21 protein-coding genes are annotated in these 21,687 nt (G+C 40.0%); 19 read left to right on the top strand and 2 right to left on the bottom strand.

The window, feature by feature from the left end:
- The first annotated feature begins 29 nt into the window (after nt 1–29).
- The 13 genes from SB028_RS16670 to hycI all read left to right on the top strand — a co-directional run bounded on the left by SB028_RS16670 (nt 30) and on the right by hycI (nt 13,158).
- The gene (locus SB028_RS16670) at nt 30–506 is read left to right on the top strand and encodes an RpiB/LacA/LacB family sugar-phosphate isomerase (RefSeq protein ID WP_069369760.1); all 477 of its coding nucleotides are present in this window, start codon (nt 30–32) and stop codon (nt 504–506) included.
- Nucleotides 507–665: 159 nt separating this feature from the next.
- A complete protein-coding gene (locus SB028_RS16665) occupies nt 666–1,562 on the top strand; it encodes a pirin family protein (protein WP_069369759.1) in 897 nt (298 codons plus the stop codon).
- A gap of 318 nt (nt 1,563–1,880) precedes the next feature.
- A complete protein-coding gene (locus tag SB028_RS16660; RefSeq protein WP_069369758.1) occupies nt 1,881–2,501 on the top strand; it encodes a 4Fe-4S dicluster domain-containing protein in 621 nt (206 codons plus the stop codon).
- A 1-nt stretch (nt 2,502) separates the two neighbouring features.
- On the top strand, nt 2,503–4,518 hold the full coding sequence (gene hyfB / locus SB028_RS16655) for a hydrogenase 4 subunit B (protein WP_069369757.1): 2,016 nt from the start codon (nt 2,503–2,505) through the stop codon (nt 4,516–4,518).
- Nucleotides 4,519–4,530: 12 nt separating this feature from the next.
- A complete protein-coding gene (locus SB028_RS16650; RefSeq protein WP_069369756.1) occupies nt 4,531–5,481 on the top strand; it encodes a respiratory chain complex I subunit 1 family protein in 951 nt (316 codons plus the stop codon).
- Nucleotides 5,482–5,487: 6 nt separating this feature from the next.
- Nucleotides 5,488–6,939 (top strand): hydrogenase 4 subunit D, encoded by a 1,452-nt coding sequence (locus tag SB028_RS16645; protein WP_069369755.1) that lies wholly within the window; start codon nt 5,488–5,490, stop codon nt 6,937–6,939.
- 12 nt (nt 6,940–6,951) lie between these two features.
- Nucleotides 6,952–7,602 (top strand): hydrogenase 4 membrane subunit, encoded by a 651-nt coding sequence (gene hyfE / locus SB028_RS16640; RefSeq protein ID WP_036934333.1) that lies wholly within the window; start codon nt 6,952–6,954, stop codon nt 7,600–7,602.
- Nucleotides 7,603–7,606: 4 nt separating this feature from the next.
- Nucleotides 7,607–9,175: a hydrogenase 4 subunit F gene (locus tag SB028_RS16635; RefSeq protein WP_069369754.1), complete on the top strand. Its 1,569-nt coding sequence runs from the start codon at nt 7,607–7,609 to the stop codon at nt 9,173–9,175.
- A gap of 1 nt (nt 9,176) precedes the next feature.
- Nucleotides 9,177–10,910, top strand: coding sequence for an NADH-quinone oxidoreductase subunit C (locus SB028_RS16630; protein ID WP_069369753.1), 1,734 nt, complete (start codon nt 9,177–9,179; stop codon nt 10,908–10,910).
- A gap of 11 nt (nt 10,911–10,921) precedes the next feature.
- Complete coding sequence (gene hyfH, locus SB028_RS16625; protein ID WP_069369752.1) at nt 10,922–11,476, top strand: hydrogenase 4 subunit H; 555 nt, start codon at nt 10,922–10,924, stop codon at nt 11,474–11,476.
- Nucleotides 11,473–12,255 (top strand): NADH-quinone oxidoreductase subunit B family protein, encoded by a 783-nt coding sequence (locus SB028_RS16620; protein WP_069369751.1) that lies wholly within the window; start codon nt 11,473–11,475, stop codon nt 12,253–12,255. Before hyfH ends, SB028_RS16620 begins: the two co-directional genes overlap by 4 nt.
- Nucleotides 12,248–12,661, top strand: a complete 414-nt coding sequence (locus SB028_RS16615; protein WP_069369750.1) for a formate hydrogenlyase maturation HycH family protein — start codon at nt 12,248–12,250, stop codon at nt 12,659–12,661. The genes SB028_RS16620 and SB028_RS16615 overlap by 8 nt, the downstream gene beginning before the upstream one ends.
- Nucleotides 12,658–13,158 (top strand): hydrogenase maturation peptidase HycI, encoded by a 501-nt coding sequence (hycI, locus tag SB028_RS16610; protein ID WP_069369749.1) that lies wholly within the window; start codon nt 12,658–12,660, stop codon nt 13,156–13,158. Before SB028_RS16615 ends, hycI begins: the two co-directional genes overlap by 4 nt.
- A 128-nt stretch (nt 13,159–13,286) precedes the next feature.
- Here hycI and SB028_RS16605 read toward each other — a convergent pair whose 3' ends face one another.
- The gene (locus SB028_RS16605; protein WP_069369748.1) at nt 13,287–13,658 is read right to left on the bottom strand and encodes a helix-turn-helix transcriptional regulator; all 372 of its coding nucleotides are present in this window, start codon (nt 13,656–13,658) and stop codon (nt 13,287–13,289) included.
- Nucleotides 13,655–15,028, bottom strand: a complete 1,374-nt coding sequence (locus tag SB028_RS16600; RefSeq protein WP_069369747.1) for a type II toxin-antitoxin system HipA family toxin — start codon at nt 15,026–15,028, stop codon at nt 13,655–13,657. The genes SB028_RS16605 and SB028_RS16600 overlap by 4 nt, the downstream gene beginning before the upstream one ends.
- A gap of 385 nt (nt 15,029–15,413) precedes the next feature.
- On the opposite strand from SB028_RS16600, the gene SB028_RS16595 reads away from it, so the two are divergent.
- From SB028_RS16595 to SB028_RS16570, 6 genes are all read left to right on the top strand, one after another.
- On the top strand, nt 15,414–16,403 hold the full coding sequence (locus SB028_RS16595; protein WP_069369746.1) for a glycosyltransferase: 990 nt from the start codon (nt 15,414–15,416) through the stop codon (nt 16,401–16,403).
- 403 nt (nt 16,404–16,806) lie between these two features.
- Nucleotides 16,807–18,390: an ABC transporter substrate-binding protein gene (locus SB028_RS16590; protein ID WP_069369745.1), complete on the top strand. Its 1,584-nt coding sequence runs from the start codon at nt 16,807–16,809 to the stop codon at nt 18,388–18,390.
- Nucleotides 18,375–19,358, top strand: coding sequence for an ABC transporter permease (locus SB028_RS16585; protein WP_413242928.1), 984 nt, complete (start codon nt 18,375–18,377; stop codon nt 19,356–19,358). Before SB028_RS16590 ends, SB028_RS16585 begins: the two co-directional genes overlap by 16 nt.
- Nucleotides 19,355–20,167: an ABC transporter permease gene (locus SB028_RS16580; protein WP_069369744.1), complete on the top strand. Its 813-nt coding sequence runs from the start codon at nt 19,355–19,357 to the stop codon at nt 20,165–20,167. Before SB028_RS16585 ends, SB028_RS16580 begins: the two co-directional genes overlap by 4 nt.
- Nucleotides 20,161–20,958, top strand: coding sequence for an ATP-binding cassette domain-containing protein (locus SB028_RS16575; protein ID WP_069369743.1), 798 nt, complete (start codon nt 20,161–20,163; stop codon nt 20,956–20,958). The genes SB028_RS16580 and SB028_RS16575 overlap by 7 nt, the downstream gene beginning before the upstream one ends.
- Nucleotides 20,959–21,017: 59 nt before the next feature.
- Nucleotides 21,018–21,662 carry an ATP-binding cassette domain-containing protein gene (locus tag SB028_RS16570; RefSeq protein ID WP_069369742.1) on the top strand — a complete coding sequence of 215 codons (645 nt, stop codon included), beginning with the start codon at nt 21,018–21,020 and terminating at the stop codon, nt 21,660–21,662.
- The last annotated feature ends 25 nt before the right edge of the window (nt 21,663–21,687 follow it).

Here is a 21,687-nt window from a genome sequence, read left to right as displayed (position 1 = left end):
GTGGTGCTTAAATTAATTTAGGAGGCTATATGGAAAATAGAACGATTATTCTGGCTGCTGATCCTTCAGGATTTGAACTTAAAAATACGATTAAATCTTATTTGTCAGGAAAAAATTACACGATAAAAGATCTCACAGAATCAGGCCCTATTGGCTATTGTGATGCGGGTGATAAAGTGGGTTCGATTATTTCTGAACATCCTGAATATATTGGTTTTGTTTTTTGTGGTACAGGCATGGGAGTCAGTATCAGTGCGAATAAACATAAAAATGTTTATTGTGGAGTGTGTGAAAGCGTCACTACTGCCCGTTTTTGTAAGATAATTAATAATTGTAATATGATGGCAATGGGTGGCTTATTAATAACACCATTTAAAGCTAAAATGATGGTTGATGCATATTTGTCAGCAACTTTCACAGACGGTTTTTCAGAAGCAACACCAGAAGATTTACAATCTGGCTTAACTTCAATGAAACAAGTAGAAAAGAAAATTTATAAAAATTAAGTCATTCTTATTATTCACTTTTATAAGCCTGAAATTTCAGGCTTATTTTTTGCTTAAGTGATATATTTTGCTTATTAAATAGATAAGAGTCTAGTATCTATACTAGATAATAAATAAAGCATGTTTATGACTTAGCAATAAATTAAAAGTAGGTGAACAATGGAACATCAACACTCTGATACCGCAAATGCCCCATTACGTATTACCTCTAAAACCCGTGATGTTGGCGGGATTGAAACTTATCGTGTTTTACCTGATAAAAAACAACGCTTAATTGGACCTTGGTGTTTTCTCGATCATTTAGGCCCTACCGTTTTTAATGACACTGTCGATAAATTAGCTATTTCGCCACATCCCCATATCGGCTTGCAAACCTTTACTTGGATGCTAGAAGGGGAAATTTTACATCGTGATAGTTTAGGTTTTCAGCAAGTTATTCGACCTCAACAAGTGAATTTAATGACCGCAGGTCACGGTATTAGCCATTCAGAAGATAGTCACGGTGATAAAAAAGAAGTCCATTTGGCGCAATTATGGATCGTGCTCCCAAACGATAAAAGAAATATGCCGCCACGCTTTGATCACTATCCTGATTTGCCTAAATGGCAGGCTGAAGGTGCTGACTTCACGTTATTAATCGGTAATTATCAAACCCACAACTCTCCCGTATTATGTCTATTACCTATGGTCGGTATGGATATTATGGCAAAACATGCCACGCGTATTTCCTTATCATTAGACGCTAAATATGAATATGGGATTTTTGTTTTAACGGGAGAAATGATAATAGACGGGAAGACCTTTGCTGCGAATGAACTTGCTTATATTGGGATACAAAACGCCGAGTCATTAATGATTGAACTTAGTGATAATGCCCAAATTCTCTTTTTAGGTGGAGAGCCTTTAAATGAACAAATTTTGATGTGGTGGAATTTTATTGGTCGTAGCAAAGAAGAAATTCAACAGGCAATTACCGATTGGAATACGGGCAGTGAACGTTTTGGTAAAGTGGTAAATGATGAAAGAACACCGCTAGTATCACCTGTTATGCCTTAAGTTTAAACGATAAATTAAGTTGCAATATGATGTAGTTAAATTTAGCTGAATGATCCACAGATAATTCAGCTATTTTTCTTTGTGCTTCACCTTGTTGATATCACATTACTGTGATGACGAAAATTGTTGTTTAAAACTCACCACTTACTGTCAACGTCATAATTGTCGACACGTCATTTTTTGTTTTCCTCATCTTTTTTAACCTAATGATTTTTATCATAAATAAATTAAATCCTCTTTTGGCATGAAATATGCTTCATCTAAAGAAAAATTGACGACAGTAATGCTGTTAAACATTTTTCTCGGAGGATGTGGCGAATGAATCGCTTTGTAATTGCAGAGCCACAACGATGCATAGGGTGTAATACCTGTATGGCAGCTTGTTCAGAAGTTCACCAAGCTGTGGGGTTACAGGCGCATCCGCGTCTTACAGTGGTAAAAGTGGAGGATCAGACAGCACCGATGCTTTGTCGGCACTGTGAGGATGCTCCTTGTGCTCGCGTGTGCCCAGTCAATGCCATCACTCATGAAGATAATATGATTTTTCTTAATGAGAGTCTGTGTATTGGCTGTAAGTTGTGTGGTCTGGTTTGTCCTTTTGGTGCAATTACACCATCAGGCAGTAAGCCCGTTAACTTACCCGCTGTTTTTGAACATTTTGTGCCTGAAGAAATGTTGGCTGATGTGCCAGCAAGTCTTCCAACAACGAATCCATTCCTTGCATGGAATGTGGGTGTCCGCGCAATCGCAGTGAAATGTGATTTATGTGCTTTCTCTGATGAAGGCCCTGCTTGTGTCAACGTATGTCCAACCGATGCATTGCATTTAGTCGAAGAAGACAAACTTGAAGAGCAGATGAAAACGCGTCGCTTAGACTCAGTGATGGGATCCATGACAAGTCTTGACGATTTATCTACTTTGGCACAGGAGCGGAAGTAATATGGAACCTCTTCAGTTACTGCTGTGGTCAGTCATCCTGTATGTTGTTGGTGGCGTTATTGCACTGTTTTTAAAAAAACAGGAAGGGTTGGCAATCCTTATTTCAGGGATCAGCGCAATCATTGGTGGTGTCTTAGGTATTTTAAGTGCATTACCCGTTATTTTTGGTGGTGAAATTGCGACTTTTACCGCCGCAGGGCCTTTCGATTTTGCCGCCTTTGTGGTGCGCATGGATATGTTAGGCGCCTTTATGGTATTCGTCATTTCATTACTGGTCAGTGTGTGTGCACTTTATTCCCTTGCGTATGTACAAGAATACAAAGGCCGTGGCGCTTGGAGCATGGGATTCTTTATGAATCTGTTTATTGCGTCTATGGTTGGCTTAGTGGTGATGGATAATGCGTTCTACTTTATTATCCTGTTCGAAATGATGTCACTGGCTTCTTGGTTCTTAGTCATTGCTGACCAAGATGACGAATCTATTCACGCAGGTTTACTTTACTTCTTTATCGCCCACGCAGGCTCCGTGTTAATCATGATTGCCTTCTTCTTGATGTGGCGTGAAAGTGGAAGCCTTGATTTTGATTCATTCCGTCAACTTTCTCTTTCTCCAGCAATGGCTTCTGTGGTGTTTTTACTGGGATTCTTTGGTTTTGGTGCCAAAGCCGGTATGTTGCCATTACACAGTTGGTTACCAAAAGCTCACCCCGCAGCCCCTTCACATGCATCGGCATTAATGTCAGGTGTGATGGTCAAAATTGGTATCTTCGGGATAATCAAAGTCGGTATCGATTTATTGGGTGCAACTGAAATGTGGTGGGGAATTGTTGTCCTCGCATTCGGTGCAGTTTCTTCTGTATTGGGTGTTATGTACGCCTTAGCAGAGCACGATTTAAAACGTTTACTTGCATGGCATACCGTTGAAAATATTGGCATTATCTTAATGGGTGTGGGTGTCGGTATGGTAGGAATGGCAACAGACCATCCTATTATTGCAGCACTTGGCCTGTTGGGCGCTTTATATCATTTATTAAATCATGCGGTGTTCAAAGGATTATTATTCCTTGGTGCTGGCGCCATTATTAATCAAATTCACACCCGCGATATGGATAAGATGGGGGGATTAGCCAAACTAATGCCTTACACTGCAACGGCATTCTTAATTGGGTGTATGGCGATTTCAGCGTTGCCACCATTAAACGGTTTTGTGAGTGAATGGTATACCTATCAGTCTCTATTCTCGATGAGTTACGAAGGTAACTTTGTGATGCGCTTAAGTGGTCCTATTGCCATTATTATGCTGGCAATTACTGGAGCATTAGCGGCAATGTGTTTCGTTAAAGTCTATGGTGTTAGCTTCTGTGGTGGCCCTCGTAGTGAGCAAGCAACCAAAGCAAAAGAAGTACCATTACCAATGACGATTGCGATGGGTTTATTAGCACTTTTTTGTGTTGTGTTAGGTGTGGGGGCAGCTTTTGTTGCGCCAATCATTGCCAATATCGCAATGTCTCTTAGCGAAACCAGTGCATTAACGGTGGCTCAAGGCTCAATGCTTGTTCCTGATGCCGCATCACAAGCCATGTTCTCTCCAGCATTAACATTTGTTTTATTAATCGCGCTACCGCTTATCCCATTCCTGATTTACCTCGGTCTAAAAGGCAATCAACCTGCGTTTCGTCGTAAAGGTAACCCTTGGGCGTGTGGTTATGTCTGGGAAAAAGACATGGCAGTGTCAGCAGGTGGCTTTACTCAAGCATTACGTAGCATGTTTGCACCACTTTATCGTATGCGTAAACAACTTGATCCATCTCCATTGCTATCTCGTGGTTTTAATAAAACACAGCTCGGTGCTGAAAAGGTCGAACCATTCTGGGATGAACGCATTATTTATCCTCTGGTTCGTGGTATCCAACGTTTTGCAAAACGTATCCAATGCCTACAAGGCGGGGATTTCAGACTCTATTGTCTATACGTTGTCGCAGCGCTGGTCATCTTGCTTTTAGTCATCGCAGCGTAAGGAGAGGGACTTATGACTTTCCAAGAAGCACCTACGTTAATGATGGGAATATTCGCACTTATACAAGCACTCTTTTTATTGGCGATAACCCCATTATGTACAGGTATTTCGCGCACAATTCGCGCCAAGATGCATTCGCGTCAAGGCCCTGGAATTTTGCAAGATTATCGAGATATCTTTAAGTTATTCAAACGTCAATCCGTGGCGCCTGAGCAATCTGGCGTGATCTTCCAAGTGATGCCTTACGTGTTGCTGGGAAGTATGCTGGTGGTTGCTATGGCACTGCCTGTCTTTACAGCAACGTCGCTGTTTGCGGGGGCCGCTGATCTTATCGCACTGATTTATCTGTTTGCACTTTATCGTTTCTTCTTCTCTTTATCTGGTCTGGATTCAGGAAGCCCATTTGCGGGTATTGGTGCTAGCCGTGAATTAACACTGGGTGTGTTAGTGGAGCCTATTTTAGTGTTATCACTGATTGTGGTGGCTTTAATTGTGGGTTCAACCAACGTCGGCACGATTAGTGCAACACTTGCTCAAGGTTGGGTATCACCAACGGCCACTCTACTCGCCTTATTAGCTTGTGCTTTTGCCGCTTTTATCGAAATGGGCAAAATGCCATTCGACGTTGCGGAAGCTGAGCAAGAGCTACAAGAAGGGCCATTAACTGAGTATTCAGGGTCTGGTTTCGCCATGGTGAAATTGGGTCTTGGTTTAAAACAAGTCGTTGTGGCTGAACTGTTCTTAGCCATCTTTATTCCTTTCGGTAAAGCCACAGAATTCACCTTTATTGCACTGCTTATTGCGTTAGTGTTAATGGCAGTGAAATTGTTAGTGGTGTTTGTATTAGCGTCATTGGTTGAAAACAGTTTAGCGCGTGGTCGCTTCTTACTGACTCACCATGTGACATGGTTAGGATTCGGTGTTGCGGCACTGGCTCTTGTTTTCTATTTAACTGGTCTATAAGGAGCGATGATTACAATGGAAAATATAGCTCTTGCGACCTTACTCATCCCATTTGCGGGGGCGTTGATTACGTCCTTAATGCCAAATCGGATGGCGAAGTGGTTATGTACACTGTTCGCTTTATTAGCCACATTAGGAACGGTTGTTTTAGGTTGGCAGTTCCTCGCTGAAGGTAAAGTCGATACCACAATTACGCTAGTACAATATGGTGATATAGCGCTCTTTGGTTTTACCATTGATCGTGTCAGTACTTTGATTGCTTTCGCTGTTGTGTTCTTAGGATTGTTGGTGAGTTTTTACTCTACTGGCTATCTGACCAATGGCAACCGTGAGCATCCTCATGATGGTACTCGTCGCTATTATGCCTTCTTACTGATTTTTATTGGTGCAATGGCAGGTTTAGTCCTTTCATCGACTATTTTAGGTCAACTCCTGTTTTTCGAAATTACAGGGGGATGTTCTTGGGGATTAATCGGTTACTACCAATCTGAAAAATCGCTCCGCTCAGCAATGAAAGCATTGTTGATCACTCATGTTGCTTCAATTGGTCTTTATCTCGCGGCGGCAACCTTGTTTGTGAGTACAGGGACATTTGAATTAACGGCCATTGCTACTTTAGATGAACCAACCAAACTGATTGTGTTTGGTGGCATTCTCTTTGCCGCTTGGGGTAAGTCAGCTCAATTACCTCTGCAAGCTTGGTTACCTGATGCGATGGAAGCTCCAACACCTGTGAGTGCTTACTTACATGCGGCATCAATGGTAAAAGTCGGTGTTTACATCTTTGCTCGCGCAATTATGTCAGCAGGTGGTGATGTTCCTCATCTTATTGGTTGGGTGGGGATTACCATGGCGGTTATCACGTTGATTTATGGCTTTATGATGTATCTGCCACAAAAAGATATGAAACGCCTGTTAGCATGGTCAACTATCACTCAGCTCTCGTATATCTTCCTTGCATTATCTATTTCTATCTTTGGACCGCGCGAAGCGTTTGAAGGCGGTATTGCTTACATCTTTAACCATGCCTTCGCGAAAAGTTTGTTCTTCTTAGTTGCGGGTGCACTGAGTTATAGCTGTGGTACTCGTATGTTGCCTCGCTTAAAAGGGTTAATTAATAAATATCCATTATTGGGTGTAGGTTTCTGTGTTGCTGCGTTAGCAATTGCAGGTGTTCCTCCAATGAATGGCTTCTTTAGTAAATTCCCAATTTTTGCCGCAGGTTTTGAACTGTCGAGTGTTTTCTGGGTGATGACACCAATTATGGTGCTAGTACTGATTGAGTCTGTTGCTAGTTTCACTTGGTTTATCTACTGGTTTGGTCGTGTTGTTCCGGGCAAACCAAGTTCAGAAGTTGCAGAAGGGCAACCTGTTCCTATGGCAATGCAAATTGTGATTGGAATACTGATTGTGATGTCCTTTGCATCCAGTGTTATCGCAGTCACTTGGCTAGGATAAGGGAGATAAATCATGACTGGAGCACTTATCGTAAACAATTTAGCGGGGTTAATGATGATCACCTCGCTACTGGTAATTGGCGCTAAAAAGCCGATTGCTTCATGTTGGTTCTATGCATTGCAATCTTTCGTTTTAGTGATGATTTTCGTCACTTTAGCCAATACATTAGATGCACACCAACTCACACTTTGGGCGATTACCGCCTTCTTTACAAAAGTTCTGCTTGTACCACTTATTTTAGGATTTGCATTCCGTAAGTTATCCGATCCTAGTGCGAATATCAGTGTTATCAGCCCTGCGCTTTTAATGTTATTGGCCGCTGTTATCGTCATTTTAAGTTGGTTTGTGGTTGAGCCAATTCAAATACCCATGGTTGTTGATTTGAAACCTGCACTCGCAGTTTCTCTAGGACACTTTATGTTGGGTCTACTTTGTATCGTGACTCAGCGAAATATCCTAAAACAAGCTTTTGGTTACTGTTTAATGGAAAACGGCTCTCACTTAACACTGGCACTATTAGCGTGGAGAGCACCAGAACTGGTCGAAATCGGTATCGCCACTGACGCCATCTTTGCTGTGATTGTTATGGCAGTGTTGGCTCGTAAGATTTACCGCACGCTCAACACACTGAACGTGGATCAACTGACCGCGCTGAAGGGGTGAGGAGATGAACCAAACAACCATGTTAACAATTTTAATGTTTGCACCGTTGGTATTTTCAATACTGGCGTTTTTAAGTCCGTTATTAAAAGCGGGTGCGCGTCCTGTTGTGACGGGGATCCACACTATTGGTATCACCGTATTGTTGGTCGCTGCATTAGGGACTGTGGCTGATGTCATGTCTCATGGCGAAATATTGGCTGCTGCTAATTGGGTTCATGTGGATAGCCTAGGTGCATTATTCCTTGCCATCTTAGGTATTATCGGCTTTTTAACAGGGCTTTATTCTATTGGCTATATGAATCACGAAGTGAATGAGGGCGAAATTTCAGTACGCACTTTGTGTAATTACTATGGTTTCTTCCACCTCTTTTTATTCACCATGTTATTAGCCATTACGAGTAATAACTTGATCTTAATGTGGGCAGCCATTGAAGCAACAACCCTAAGCTCCGCATTCTTAGTCGGAATTTATGGTCAACGTTCTTCTCTGGAAGCTGCGTGGAAGTACATCATCATTTGTAGTGTGGGTGTGGCGTTTGGCCTTTTCGGTACTATTTTGGTTTATGCCAATGCCGCAAGCTTTATGCCTGATCCAGATCAGGCTATCTTCTGGACTGAAGTGTTGAAATATACAGACCAGTTAGACCCAACACTGATGCATTTAGCTTTTGTCTTTATTTTAATCGGTTTCGGTACCAAAACGGGTTTATTCCCAATGCACGCATGGTTACCCGATGCGCACAGTGAAGCACCAAGCCCAGTCAGTGCGCTGTTATCAGCGGTGTTACTGAACTGTGCGCTGTTAATCATCATTCGTTACTACATCATTATTGATGCGGCAATTGGTACTGAATTTACACGTAATCTACTGTTAATCTTTGGTTTTCTCTCTGTTGCTATTGCGGCGTTCTTTATTCTTATTCAGCGCGATATGAAACGTCTTTTAGCGTATTCCAGTGTGGAAAACATGGGATTAATTGCTGTTGCATTAGGAATTGGCGGACCCATTGGTATTTTGGCTGCTTTATTCCACACCTTAAACCACAGTTTAGCGAAAGCATTGTTGTTCTGTGGCTCAGGTAACGTGTTATTGAAATATGGGACTCGTGATTTAAATGTCGTGAAAGGCATGTTTAAAGTGATGCCATTAAGTGCCGCTCTGTTTGCGGGGGGCGCTTTAGCGTTAGGCGGTATGCCTCCTTTCAACGTCTTTATCAGTGAATTTATGATTGTTGTGGCAGGTTTAGCATCTCAGCACATTGGCTTAACTATCCTATTATTATTGTTATTGACAGTCGTCTTAGGTGGTCTGGTTCGTATGGTGGCTAAAACTGTCTTTGGTCCAAAACCTGATGTTGTTGCTAAAGGTGAACTGGGAATTTTAACCACATTACCAATGGTCATTCTGATTGCACTTATGCTGTTAATGGGAACTCACATTCCTAAGCCTGTCAGTGAGTTGTTAGAAAATGCCGCTAATATCGTGATGAATATTGATAAAAGTGAGTCACCTACTTATACATGGCCAACGGCTTTAATCAGCAGTCCATCCACATCGGTTCAGGAGATGTAACGTGAGCTACCAAAATTATGTCAGTAGAAAAGAGGGAAAAGAACTGGGCGGAGATTACGTTGCCAAAGTTCGTGAAAAGTTTCCATCAGCCGTTCTTGATGAAGAGAGACAAACCGCTGATCAATTGACGATAACAGTAAAAACGGAATCACTTCCTGAAGTGGTGGAATACCTGTATTACGGCTTAGGCGGTTGGTTACCCGTTTTATTCGGTAATGACGAACGTAGTTTAAACGGGGACTATGCGGTTTATTACGCATTATCAATGGAAGAGGGTGAGAAATGTTGGGTTGTTGTAAAAGCCCATGTTAGCCCAATCACGTTAGAATTTCCGTCTGTGACACCAAGAGTTCCCGCCGCAGTGTGGGGGGAACGTGAAATTCGTGATATGTATGGTCTTATTCCTGTTGGTTTACCGGATGAACGCCGTTTAGTGCTTCCAGATGACTGGCCTGAAGAGATGTATCCATTGCGTAAAGATGCGATGGATTATCGTCAACGTCCCACTCCAACAACCGAAGTTGAAACTTATCCTTTTGTGAATGAAGGTAAGCAAGATGCGCGAGTTGTGCCAATTGGCCCTATGCATATTACCTCAGATGAACCGGGACACTTCCGCTTATTCGTAGATGGTGAAAATATTGTCGATGCTGATTACCGTATGTTCTATGTTCATCGTGGTATGGAAAAATTGGCTGAAACGCGAATGGGTTATAACGAAGTCACCTTCTTATCAGACCGCGTGTGTGGTATCTGTGGTTTTACTCACAGTGTGGCGTATGTGACCTCTGTTGAAAATGCGTTAGGTATTGAAGTCCCACGTCGTGCGCATACTATTCGTTCTATCTTATTAGAAGTTGAACGTCTTCATAGCCATTTATTAAATATTGGTTTAGCTAGCCATTTCACCGGCTTTGATACTGGCTTTATGCAATTTTTCCGTATTCGTGAAAAATCAATGCAAATTGCAGAAATGCTCACTGGGGCGCGTAAAACGTATGGCTTGAACTTAATTGGTGGTATTCGTCGCGATATTTTAAAAGATCAGCGTCTGAAGACCATCCAACTTGTGAGAGAAATGCGCAAAGAAGTCACTGAATTAGTGGATATACTTCTATCTGCACCCAATATGGAACAACGTACTGTCGGTGTCGGTATCTTGGATAAGAAAGTGGCTCGTGATTTTAGCCCAGTAGGCCCAATGATAAGAGCGAGTGGCTTTAAACGTGATGTCCGTTTTGACCATCCATTTGCAGATTATGGCAATCTACCTCTGACACTCTTTAGTTATGAAGGTGGCGACGTATTCTCTCGTGTGATGGTACGTATTAAAGAAGTTTTGGATTCAATGGCAATGATTGAATATGCCTTAGATAACTTGCCAGAAGGCCCATTATTAACGGAAGGCTTTACTTATCAACCTTATAAATTTGCTCTGGGCTTTACTGAAGCACCACGTGGTGAAGATGTTCACTGGAGTATGTTGGGAGATAACCAAAAATTATTCCGCTGGCGTTGCCGTGCTGCCACTTATGCTAACTGGCCAGTATTACGCTATATGTTGCAAGGGAATACTGTCTCTGATGCACCGTTAATTATCGGTAGTCTTGATCCTTGTTATTCCTGTACTGACAGGGTAACGCTCGTCGATGTGAAAAAACGTAAATCTAAAACAGTTTCTTACAAAGAAATTGAACGTTACAGCATCGAACGTAAAAATTCGCCGCTCAAGTGAGGGAATGAACGATGTTAAAATTGTTTAAAACCATAATCAAAACAGGCGAAGCAACGACCAAATATCCGTTTAAACCTCTGGATTTACCTGATGGTTTCAGAGGTAAGCCTGAATATGATGCACAGCAATGTATTGTGTGTGGTGCTTGCACTGCTGCATGTCCTGCGAATGCATTAACCATGGAAACGAATTTGGAAACAGGCGAGCGTCATTGGCAATTATTCATTGGTCGCTGTATTTATTGCGGCCGTTGTGAAGAAGTTTGTCCAACAAGAGCGATTGTTTTATCCGATATGTTTGAAACGGCAGTGACTAAAAAGTCAGATCTTTATATTAAAGGAACATTTAAATTATTGAATTGCCGTGAATGCCATCAACCCTTTACGCCTAGAAAATCAGTTGAATATGCGATGGAACTCTTAGTGCAATCGGGCTGGGATGAGCAAACTGTAGAAGCGATGCGCCCACAATTTGAAACTTGCCCTGAATGTAAGCGTAAACATAACTTATTATCTGATGGTCGTGAAAATATTAGTATGGGCGAAATTGGGAGTACAATAAAATGAGTCTACCAGAAATTCCCATTAATCATCATGTTAGCCAGCCTATCACTCTTGATGATCAAGTTAAAAAGCTAAAACAGACATTGTTGAAAGATATTCAACGTTCAGCTTATGTTTATCGTGTTGACTGTGGTGGTTGTAACGGTTGTGAGATTGAAATTTTCTCCGCAATTACCCCTGTTTTTGATGCAGAACGTTTTGGTATCAAAGTGGTAGCCTCGCCTCGTCACGCTGATATTTTATTGTTCACTGGCGCAGTAACGCGCCAGATGCGCGTACCTGCGTTACGTGCTTATGAATCAGCGCCAGATCCAAAAATTTGTATCTCTTATGGCGCTTGTGGTTGTGGCGGCGGTATTTTCCACGATCTTTATTGTGTATGGGGAGGGAGTGAATCTATCGTTCCTATTGATGTGTGGATCCCTGGTTGTCCTCCAACACCAGCAGCGACGATTTATGGATTTGCTGTTGCTTTGGGTTTGTTAGATCAAAAATTAAAAGGTGAATCACACATTGAAGTAGAGAATGAAAAAGCATCCCTTATTTTGCCTTCTATTCCTTTAGATGCTCGGGTGATGATTGAGCGTGAAGCTCGTCGTCTTGCGGGTTATTATCAAGGAAGACAAATCAGTGATCACTTCCTCACATTATTAGAAGGTGCCACGCTTCAAGAAGTCAGTGGACGTGTTGATGAATGGCTACGACAAGCGAATGATCCTCGTTTATCCGAGATTGTAAAACGTCTAGTTTACTCATTAAGCCAAGGGGGCATCTATGCCTGATGACGACGCTAAAGTTTACTTTTGGTCATTAAGACAAAAGTTTGTTGATAGCGATGATGATATTCCAGAGCAAGCGCAACAGGTGATGTACTATTCGCTCGCGATTGGTCACCACGTGGGTATGATTGATTGTTTAAAAACAGAGCTAATCTGTCCTTTAGAAAAATATAAAGCATGGATTGATTTATTGCCTGAAGGTGAAGCTAAACGCAAAATGCAAGGATTGTTGACGTTTGGTGAAATCAATATTAACTCTGAGCATACTCACTTATTAGCGTTAGCCTTTGATCCGATTATCAAAAATGACGATCCTGTTTTTAGTGAGTGGAGTCAAACGCTGATTAAATTGCTCGGTGAGATCCACGCAGAACCTGCTATTTATTTGATTGTGAAGAGAAAACCATGAGTAAAGCAATGACAACACCTAAAGTGGTATTAACGGTTGGTAACAGCATGATGGGTGATGATGGTGCTGGCCCTCTACTTGCTGAGTTAATGGAAGCAAATCCCATTGATGGATGGATTGTTATCAACGGCGGGAGTGCGCCTGAAAATGTCTCTTATCAAGTAAGAGAATTACAACCTCAATGTGTTGTCATTGTTGATGCCGCCGATATTGGTTTAAATCCTGGTGAGATTAGGGTGATAGATCCCGACTATATCGCTGAAATGTTTATTATGAGCACTCATAATATGCCGTTGAATTTTCTTATCGATCAATTAAAAGATGATATTCCAGATATCACTTTCTTAGGGATCCAACCTGATTTGGTCGGTTTTTATTATCCAATGACTGACGCGGTAAAAAATGCCGTTGATGAGGTGTATCAAGGGATCAAGTCTTGGCGAGTCGATTACTTTCCAGCACTTGAAGTCTGCGATGAAGAAGAAATTGAAGAATAAAAGTATAACAAGTATCCAATATATTATTAATATAAATAAAAACTAAAACATCCGCTTTGCGGATGTTTTTTGTTAATGAGTAATATCAGTGTCATTGATTATAAAAAAAACGATTTGTGTAACTTATATTACTCATTGATATGATCTTTAAGTAATGAAAGCAAAACATGGGGGGAATAAGGGATCAGTCCAATTTTTAACCCAAATGGTTTAAATGCTTTGTTAATTATATCAGCAGAGTAATTACCTTTGCCATTTTCTATTTCTGATAGCGTTTTACGTGATATATGAATAAGCTTTGCATAGCGCTCTTGATTTAAACCTAATACTTTGATTCTTAATATTTTTAATGCCTCTCCTTGGCTTATTTCGCCAAATAACAATTGAAACATCGTTTGGTTGATGAGTTCTTTTCTATCCACTGTTGCTACAGATGGGCATTTTTTGGATACTCTGACAGGGATTTTACTGATTGGGCTTTTATGGTTTACATCATTCATGATAACAACCCCCAACGTTCGAGCTTATTAGATATAAAATCAAAACCAAATGAAGGCATTGTGAGTATTTGGGTTGGTACACCTCTTATTTCTAATCTTTCTTTTAATGTAATAAGTTGTAGTGCAGTTTCTTTTAGCGCGTTCAGTAGCTGTTCTTGTGGGATTAAATCAGATAAAGAATTTGCAATATTAATAAAACTGTATTCGCCACCTATTTCACTTTGTGAATTCCATTTTGTTGTTCTGGCAATCCCCTCTGGGTCAGCTTTCATTGGTGCAAAATCATAAATAGGTGCGAGATAAATTGCGTTGTTATATCTTATAAAAGAAGTATTTCGTCCATGATTATCGCTATTACCAAAAATAATATTTAATAAATCTCGCCTTACCCATTCAATAATAAAATCACTTGTATCAAATTGAAAACCAAATTGGGTAACCATATTACTTTGACTAATTTTATCAATTAATTCTCTGATGACTGTTTCATGATATAGCGTTGTACCTGGTGCCTTATTTAGCATGGAATAGACAGATTCCATTGCTAGGCGAATAATTTTATGATCTTCTCTTTTGATATCAAAGCGAGGAAGCCATAAAGAAGGATAATTATTTCCTTCTTCTAGACGCATACCCTCAATGGAAATAGTATTAAAACCCATTGCAGTCAGTTCATGATAAAAATGATATTCTGTTCTTAAAATATCACAATCTATACTTGAACGATTTCCTCTTGGAAATTTCACTAAGTAATATTTATCGAGATTAGATACATCATCTTGATAAGTATCAATCCAAACTTCTTCATTTTTACTGCATCTTAATAATAATTTCGGTGCTTCACCTCCAGCACCCGTTGCGCCCCCCGCTGCTGCACCTTTACGTTGTGCGTAATCTAGAAAGTCACTGGCTCTATTTTTGACATCATCAATAGTAAAAACAAGATCCTTGTTTAAACTGGACGGTGCTGGTAATGATTCTTTTACACGTAAATTACCAATAGGTGAAATAGTACCATGATAAAATAATTCATAATTTTGTTGCTCTATAGTCAGATTTGCAATGTCAAGATATTGGACCCAATACCTTCGACTTGCACCGCTAGGCATAATATCATCTAAAAATTTAAGCCAACCAGGAGAGCCATTATCATCAAAATAAAGCGAAACAGGATGGTTAATAGAAACAGCGTAGTTATCATCCTGATAAAGGTAGTCCACTGAATAATTTGTTTCATACTCTAGTTCAGTGATTGGGTAGGTAATATCATACTTACTTGCATATAATGCGCGATCATGCTCAGGAAAATGAATAATAGCGATATCTTTCCACTCTTGAGCGATAAATGCTTGTAATGTTATTTTTTCCATATTCACTACCTCGTAAAAAATAATGAGTGATATTTTACTCATTAAATCATAAAAAAACGATTTGTGTAACTTATATTACTCATTATAAAGTTTGCCTATTGCTAATAACATCTATTTTTCTCTCTAACCTTAAGTTTTCCTTTAGTTATCTGTTTTAAAAAATAACGTTGCTTAACCTTTCCTTCATCGAGTATTCCAGAAGTTAACTATACTAATTCTTTAACGATAATGATTTTTACTTTGAATTGGCAGAAAAGTTACTTTTTCTCTTAATTTATAACGGAAGAAAAGCAAAAATAACAACCTATTCAGGTTGGTCTCTTTCCTATTCTTAAACGGTATATCTAGAGAAAAACTATATCTTAAAGAGAATAAAAGGTTGGTTATGTCTTCTTCTGTACCTCAATTAAGTATTGTGGTGGCTATTTACAATGGCGAGCAGTTTTTATCACAATTTTTCAGTTATTTACGAATGCAGAAACTACAAAATTGGGAACTTATTCTTGTTGATGATGGCTCTAAGGATAATTCATTAAAATTACTTTATGAATGGAAAGATAAATTCCCCGATGTCACTATTTTGACACAGGAAAACCTAGGTGTTTCTGTTGCTCGTAATACAGGCTTTAATGTGGCGCGTGGAAGGTATGTCGCTTTTCCTGATATTGACGATAGTATTGATGCAAACATGTATCCTCGCCTACTCGAAATCGCGCTTGCTGATGATTTAGACATTGCGACTTGCAATGGCAATTATGTCTATGCAGATGGTCGTCCTTCACGACCGATATTTCCATCGAATCGCTTACAGACAACAGGGGTTTTAACGGGGCCGCAATGGTTAAAAATGGCATTAAACTCTAAAAAATTCTTACATGTAACTTGGTTAAATATTTATCGACGTGAGTTTTTACTTGCTCATGGTTATTATTTTGAACCGGGCTTACATCATCAAGATATCCCGTGGACGACGGAGGTATTATTAACAGCTCAGCGCGTTAAATATATTAATGAGCGCTATTATAATTATTTTATTCATTCTGGATCAGTTTCTCATACGACACCTAATGATACTATTCATGTTAGAACAATTCATAATTACATGAAAATATTAGAAATGCTGGATGCTATTAATAAAAAACATAATAACGTCACTAAAAATATTAATGCATGCTATTGGCAAATCGCAAAAGAAGGATTAGGGATTATCCACTCAATTGGTTCTATTCAGTGTATTGAACTTAAAAAACAGATGGTTAAAACGCTTTTTGAACGAGGAATATGGTCATTAATTTGGAAAAATGCGAAAGATTTTAGATTACGTTGGCGTTTAGGTCGGCGCTATTTTAAATTAAAAAGAATATTAAATTCATGATCACAAGAGGGCGCAATAATGCGCCTTTTTATTTTTAATGCATATTAAATAAAATGCACGAATGGAGTTTCGTTAAAAAGTCACTTTATTTCGTTTTACGCTCACTAATAAATTCAATGATAAATATATAACTTATTTATTAGAAAAATACTGTGCACTGACTAGAAGTTTGCCATAATGAGTATTACTGCTTAATAAAAGTTTATGTAAAATCAATAAACTGTTGAATATTATTCGAGTAGTTAAATAAAAAAACTTATTATGATGACACGAGTTTAATCTTTATCTGCATTAAGTTGCAGAACGTCATAATTATTATTGTTATTTATCTTGCTTCAGCCTCTTCATCTTATTGAGATAGAGATTGATGATAAGTCGTATCTAAAAAATCGGAGAATGTTTTATGTCTATTCGGTTTGGTTGGCGTCAATCATTAGTAACGTTAACTTGCTTAGCCGCGTTAAGTGCCCCTTTTGCAACCTCTGCTCAAACATTAAAATTAGCTATTGGTGAAGAGCCAACAGAAGGCTTCGACCCAATGCTGGGTTGGAGTCATGGCAGCTATTTACTTCTCCATAGCCCATTATTAAAGCAAAATGCGGATCTCTCTTGGTATAGCAATATGTTAAGTGACTATCAGCCAAGTGAAGATGGTAAAACATGGAAATTAACGTTAAAGCCAGATTTAAAATTCTCTGATGGCTTACCACTTACAGCAAAAGATATCGTATTTACCTATAACAATGCGGCTGCAAGTGGCGGTAAAGTTGATATGGGAAACTTCCTTTCTGCAAAAGCAGATGATGACTTACATGTCACTATTACGCTAAAAGCACCACAAAGTACTTTTGTTAACGTACTGGGTTCGCTAGGTATCGTTTCAGCTGATAAATATGATGAAAAAACCTACGCACAAAAGCCCATTGGTGCAGGTCCTTATCGCATGGTAAGTTTTCAACCTGGTCAACAATTAATTGTTGAAGCTAACCCTTATTATGCGGGTAAGAAAAACGATTTTGAAAAACTCATTTTTGTTTTCCTCGATGAAGATGCTGCTTTTGCTGCTGCTCAAAGTGGGCAGTTAGGTATTGTGCGTATTCCTCCTGCAACGGCTGCAATAGCTAAACATTTACCCAATACCAAATTGTGGGAAAGACCAAGTGTTGAAAACCGTGGTATCGTTTTTCCAATGGTAAAATCAGGTGAAAAAAACGCCCAAGGGTATGATATTGGTAATGATATCACCGCAGATATCGCTATTCGTAAAGCGATTAACTATGCCCTTGACCGCAAACTCTTATCAGAGCAAGTGCTTGATGGTTATGCCGTTCCGGCATATACCGGCGTAAAAGGTTTGCCTTGGGATCAAACTGATGCTGCCTTTAAAGATGGTGATGTTGAAAAAGCGAAGCAAATTCTTGAAGATGCAGGCTGGAAACTGAATAAAAGTGGTATTCGCGAAAAAGACGGTTTAGAAGCCAAACTTACCTTATGGTATACCAGTGGTGATGCAACTCGTCGCGATTTAGCCGAATCAATTCGTGCGCTAGTGCAACCTATTGGTATTCAAATGGATCTTAAATCAGGGAGTTGGGATACAGTAGAGCGCTATATGCACTCAAATCCAACTTTATTTGGTTGGGGGAGCCTTGATCCTATGGAGTTATATCATCACTACAGCGAAAATGCGGCTGGCGTTGGTTATTATAATCCAGGTTATTACAAAAATCCTGAGGTCGAAAAACACTTGCAAGCTGCCCTCGATGCTCATACATGGCAAGAAGCCGTTCCTCATTGGAAAGCGGTTGAGTGGGATGGTAAAAACGGCGTGGGTGTAAAAGGTGATGCAGCTTGGGCTTGGTTAATGAATGTGCAACACACTTACCTTACTAACCCTTGTGTTGATTTGGGTACCGGAACACCTGAAATTCATGGTTCATGGTCATTATTAAATAGTGTAGATACTTGGAAGTGGACTTGTCAGTAATACGTCAAAGTGCAGGTTTTTTCCTGCGATTACTCTGCCTGCTGTTGGTGACAACAGCAGGTGTTTTTATTTTATTAAGTTTTTCACCGATCGATCCCATTAAGACTTATATCGGTAGTGACCTACTGAATGTTCCTCCTGAGCAATACCCTTTAATTGCCGCACGTTGGGGAATTGACCAGCCGTTATGGATGCGATTTTGGCTTTGGTTTAGCCAAATCATTCAAGGCGATTTTGGTTATTCTATGTTGTATAACATGCCTGTTATTGATGTTATTCGTGAACGTGCAGGACCTTCGTTTATCTTACTTTTTTCTGCGTGGGTGTTTTCAGGTGTTATTGGTGTTGTGATGGGATTGGTTGCAGGTCGATATCTTAATCGTTGGCCTGATAGAATGATTTCTACTTTATCTTATTTATTAGCTGCATTACCGACGTTCTGGGTGGGATTGCTGCTGTTATCTCTGTTTTCTGTCACTTTGCATTGGGCGCCAATTTGTTGTGCGTGGCCGATGGGAAGTAGTGCCGAAACAGCAACGTTAAGTCAGCGTTTTTCTCATCTTCTCTTACCTATGATTGCGCTTGGATTATTAGGTACCGGAAATATCGCACTACACACTCGCGCTAAAGTCGCTGAGGTAATGGGCAGTGAATTTATCCATTTTGCGAAAGCACAAGGTGATAAAGGGTGGGCTATGATGCTATTTCATGTTCTACGTCATGCCATTACTCCTGCACTTTGCTTACAGTTTGCATCTATTGGTGAATTACTCGGTGGCTCTCTTTTGGCTGAGAAAGTGTTTGCTTATCCCGGTTTAGGGCAAGCCACGGTTGATGCGGGATTACGTGGCGATATTCCATTATTAATGGGTATTGTGGTTTTTAGCACTATTTTAATTTTCTTTGGTAATAGCATTTCTAATGGGCTATTAAGACGGATTAATAAAGGAATTTTGCGAGACTTATGATTTACGATCCGAACAAGCCTTTATTGAAACTTCTCTTTGTGACCCTGGCTTTGATTGGGTTAGTGGCTTACGGTTTTTCTATTTCTCATACTGATATTGCAATGGATTTTTTGGCAAGAAATCAAGCGCCTTCAGAGCAATATTGGTTTGGCACGGATAATCTTGGCCGCTCTTTGTGGTTACGTTGTTTTCAAGGAATGTTAAGTAGCTTAAATATTGGTGTAACAAGCGCAGTTGTTAGCGGTGCTATTGCATTAATTTTCGCGGGTATCTCTTCCATTAATCGTTATTGTGATTTTTTTGTCAGAGGCGTTGTTGATGCGTTATTGGCATTACCTCACTTATTACTATTGATTTTGATCTGTTTTACGTTAGGTGGGGGGCAACAAGGAGTTATTTGGGCAGTGGCATTAACACATTGGCCTAAATTGGCGTTGATTTTACGCGGTGAAATTCAACGTATTAGAGAAGCTGATTATGTGATGTTATCGCGTCGCATTGGTAATACGCCTTTTGAGTGCGTGAAAAAACACTATATCCCCATGTTATTACCTCAGTGGATTGTGGGAACCTTGTTAATGTTTCCTCATGCAGTTTTACATAGCGCGGCATTGAGTTTCCTTGGTTTTGGTCAGGCAGCTCATGAACCTTCACTCGGCTTATTACTGGCAGATGCACTACGTTATTTAAGTACAGGCTCTTGGTGGATGGTGGTGTTTCCGGGGTTAATTTTGATGTGCTTAGTCTTGATTTTCGATCAATTTGCTAAATCAATGCAACAATTATGGCTAAGAGGGGCAGGATGTTAAGTTTTGAACAGCTTTCCATTGATATTGCACAATTTCGTTGGTTAGGAAAACGCAATTGGCAGCCGTTGCTAAAATCAATCTCATTGGATATTAAGCCTGGAAAAATGCTGGCATTAGTGGGAGGCAGTGGTGAAGGTAAAAGCCTGTTATTACAAAGTGCGCTAGGACTTTTGCCTGCGAATATGCGAGTTCGTGGCGCGATTAAACTGAATGGCTATACACTAAGTGAACGGGAACTTATTGCTTATCGTGGGAATACTTTTTGTTATATTCCTCAAGGTGTCAGTGCTCTCAATCCATTGATCTGCATCGGTGATCAATTAAGTCGCTCTGCACGTTTAAGTGGTGCCAATGTCACATCTGAGGATATCGTGCAACAGTTAGGGCTTTATCATCTTTCAGGTTCATTGGTAAAAACCTATCCAGCAAAACTGTCTGGTGGAATGGCAAAACGTGTATTAGCCTGTAATGCGACACTCTCTAATGCACACTATATTTTGGCTGATGAAATCACCTCGTGGCTTGATGATGAACATGCGTGTTTGTTATTAGGGCATTTAAGAGAATTATGCAATCAAGGTAAATCAGTGCTTTGGGTTACGCATGATTTAGCCTTAGCTGCACGGTTTGCAGATACCATAGCGGTGCTTAATCAGGGGGAGGTTAACGAAATTATTCCAGCTAATTTACTTAATCGTCATGAAGGTAGTGAATGGTTGAAGACACTTTGGAATGCATTACCTGAACAACAATTTATAAATACAAAAGACGCATCACTTAATCCCTTATAATAGGGTGTTCTTAAGTTTTATTTTTATACATTTTATTTGTTATTTCTGGAGTTATCTTTATGCCACTTTTAGCGTTAAAACAATTATCTGTGGAACAAGCAGGTAAAGTGTTATGGCAAGATCTCTCCTTTACGTTAGATGCGGGAGAGCGACTTGGTATTTCAGCACCAAGTGGCGCGGGGAAAACGACATTAGGTCGTGTTTTAGCTCAATGGCAACCTCCCACTCAAGGTTCAATTCTTGTTAATGGTAACCCGTTGTCTAAAAAGGGTTATTGCCCGATTCAATTAGTTCCTCAACATCCTGATAAATGTTTTAATCCATTCCGAACAACGGGTGATAGCGTTCGTGATGCTTGGTCGCCAGATAAAAGTTGGCTTGAAAAATTGAGAATAAAATCAGAATGGTTAACACGTAGACCGAATGAACTATCGGGCGGAGAGCTGGCGCGCATTGCATTATTAAGGGCGCTCGATCCACGCACTCAAATATTGATTGCAGATGAAGTGACGGCACAGTTGGATGCACAAATTCAAGCTGAAATTTGGAAAGTGTTAATCGATGAAAGTCAAAGACGGCCTTTAAGCTTGATTATCTTTAGCCACAATAAAGCATTACTTGAGAAAGTATCGACGAAAGTATGGTGGGTTGATCAAGAAAAAAACAGCTCTATTATGTCAAATTCGAATTCTTCAATCGGTTAATAAAAAAAGCTTCCTATATCTTCTA

This window comes from Proteus vulgaris (assembly GCF_033708015.1).
GTDB lineage: Bacteria > Pseudomonadota > Gammaproteobacteria > Enterobacterales > Enterobacteriaceae > Proteus.
Note: the sequence above shows the minus strand (reverse complement) of the source record. Positions and strands in the feature narration are given on the sequence as shown.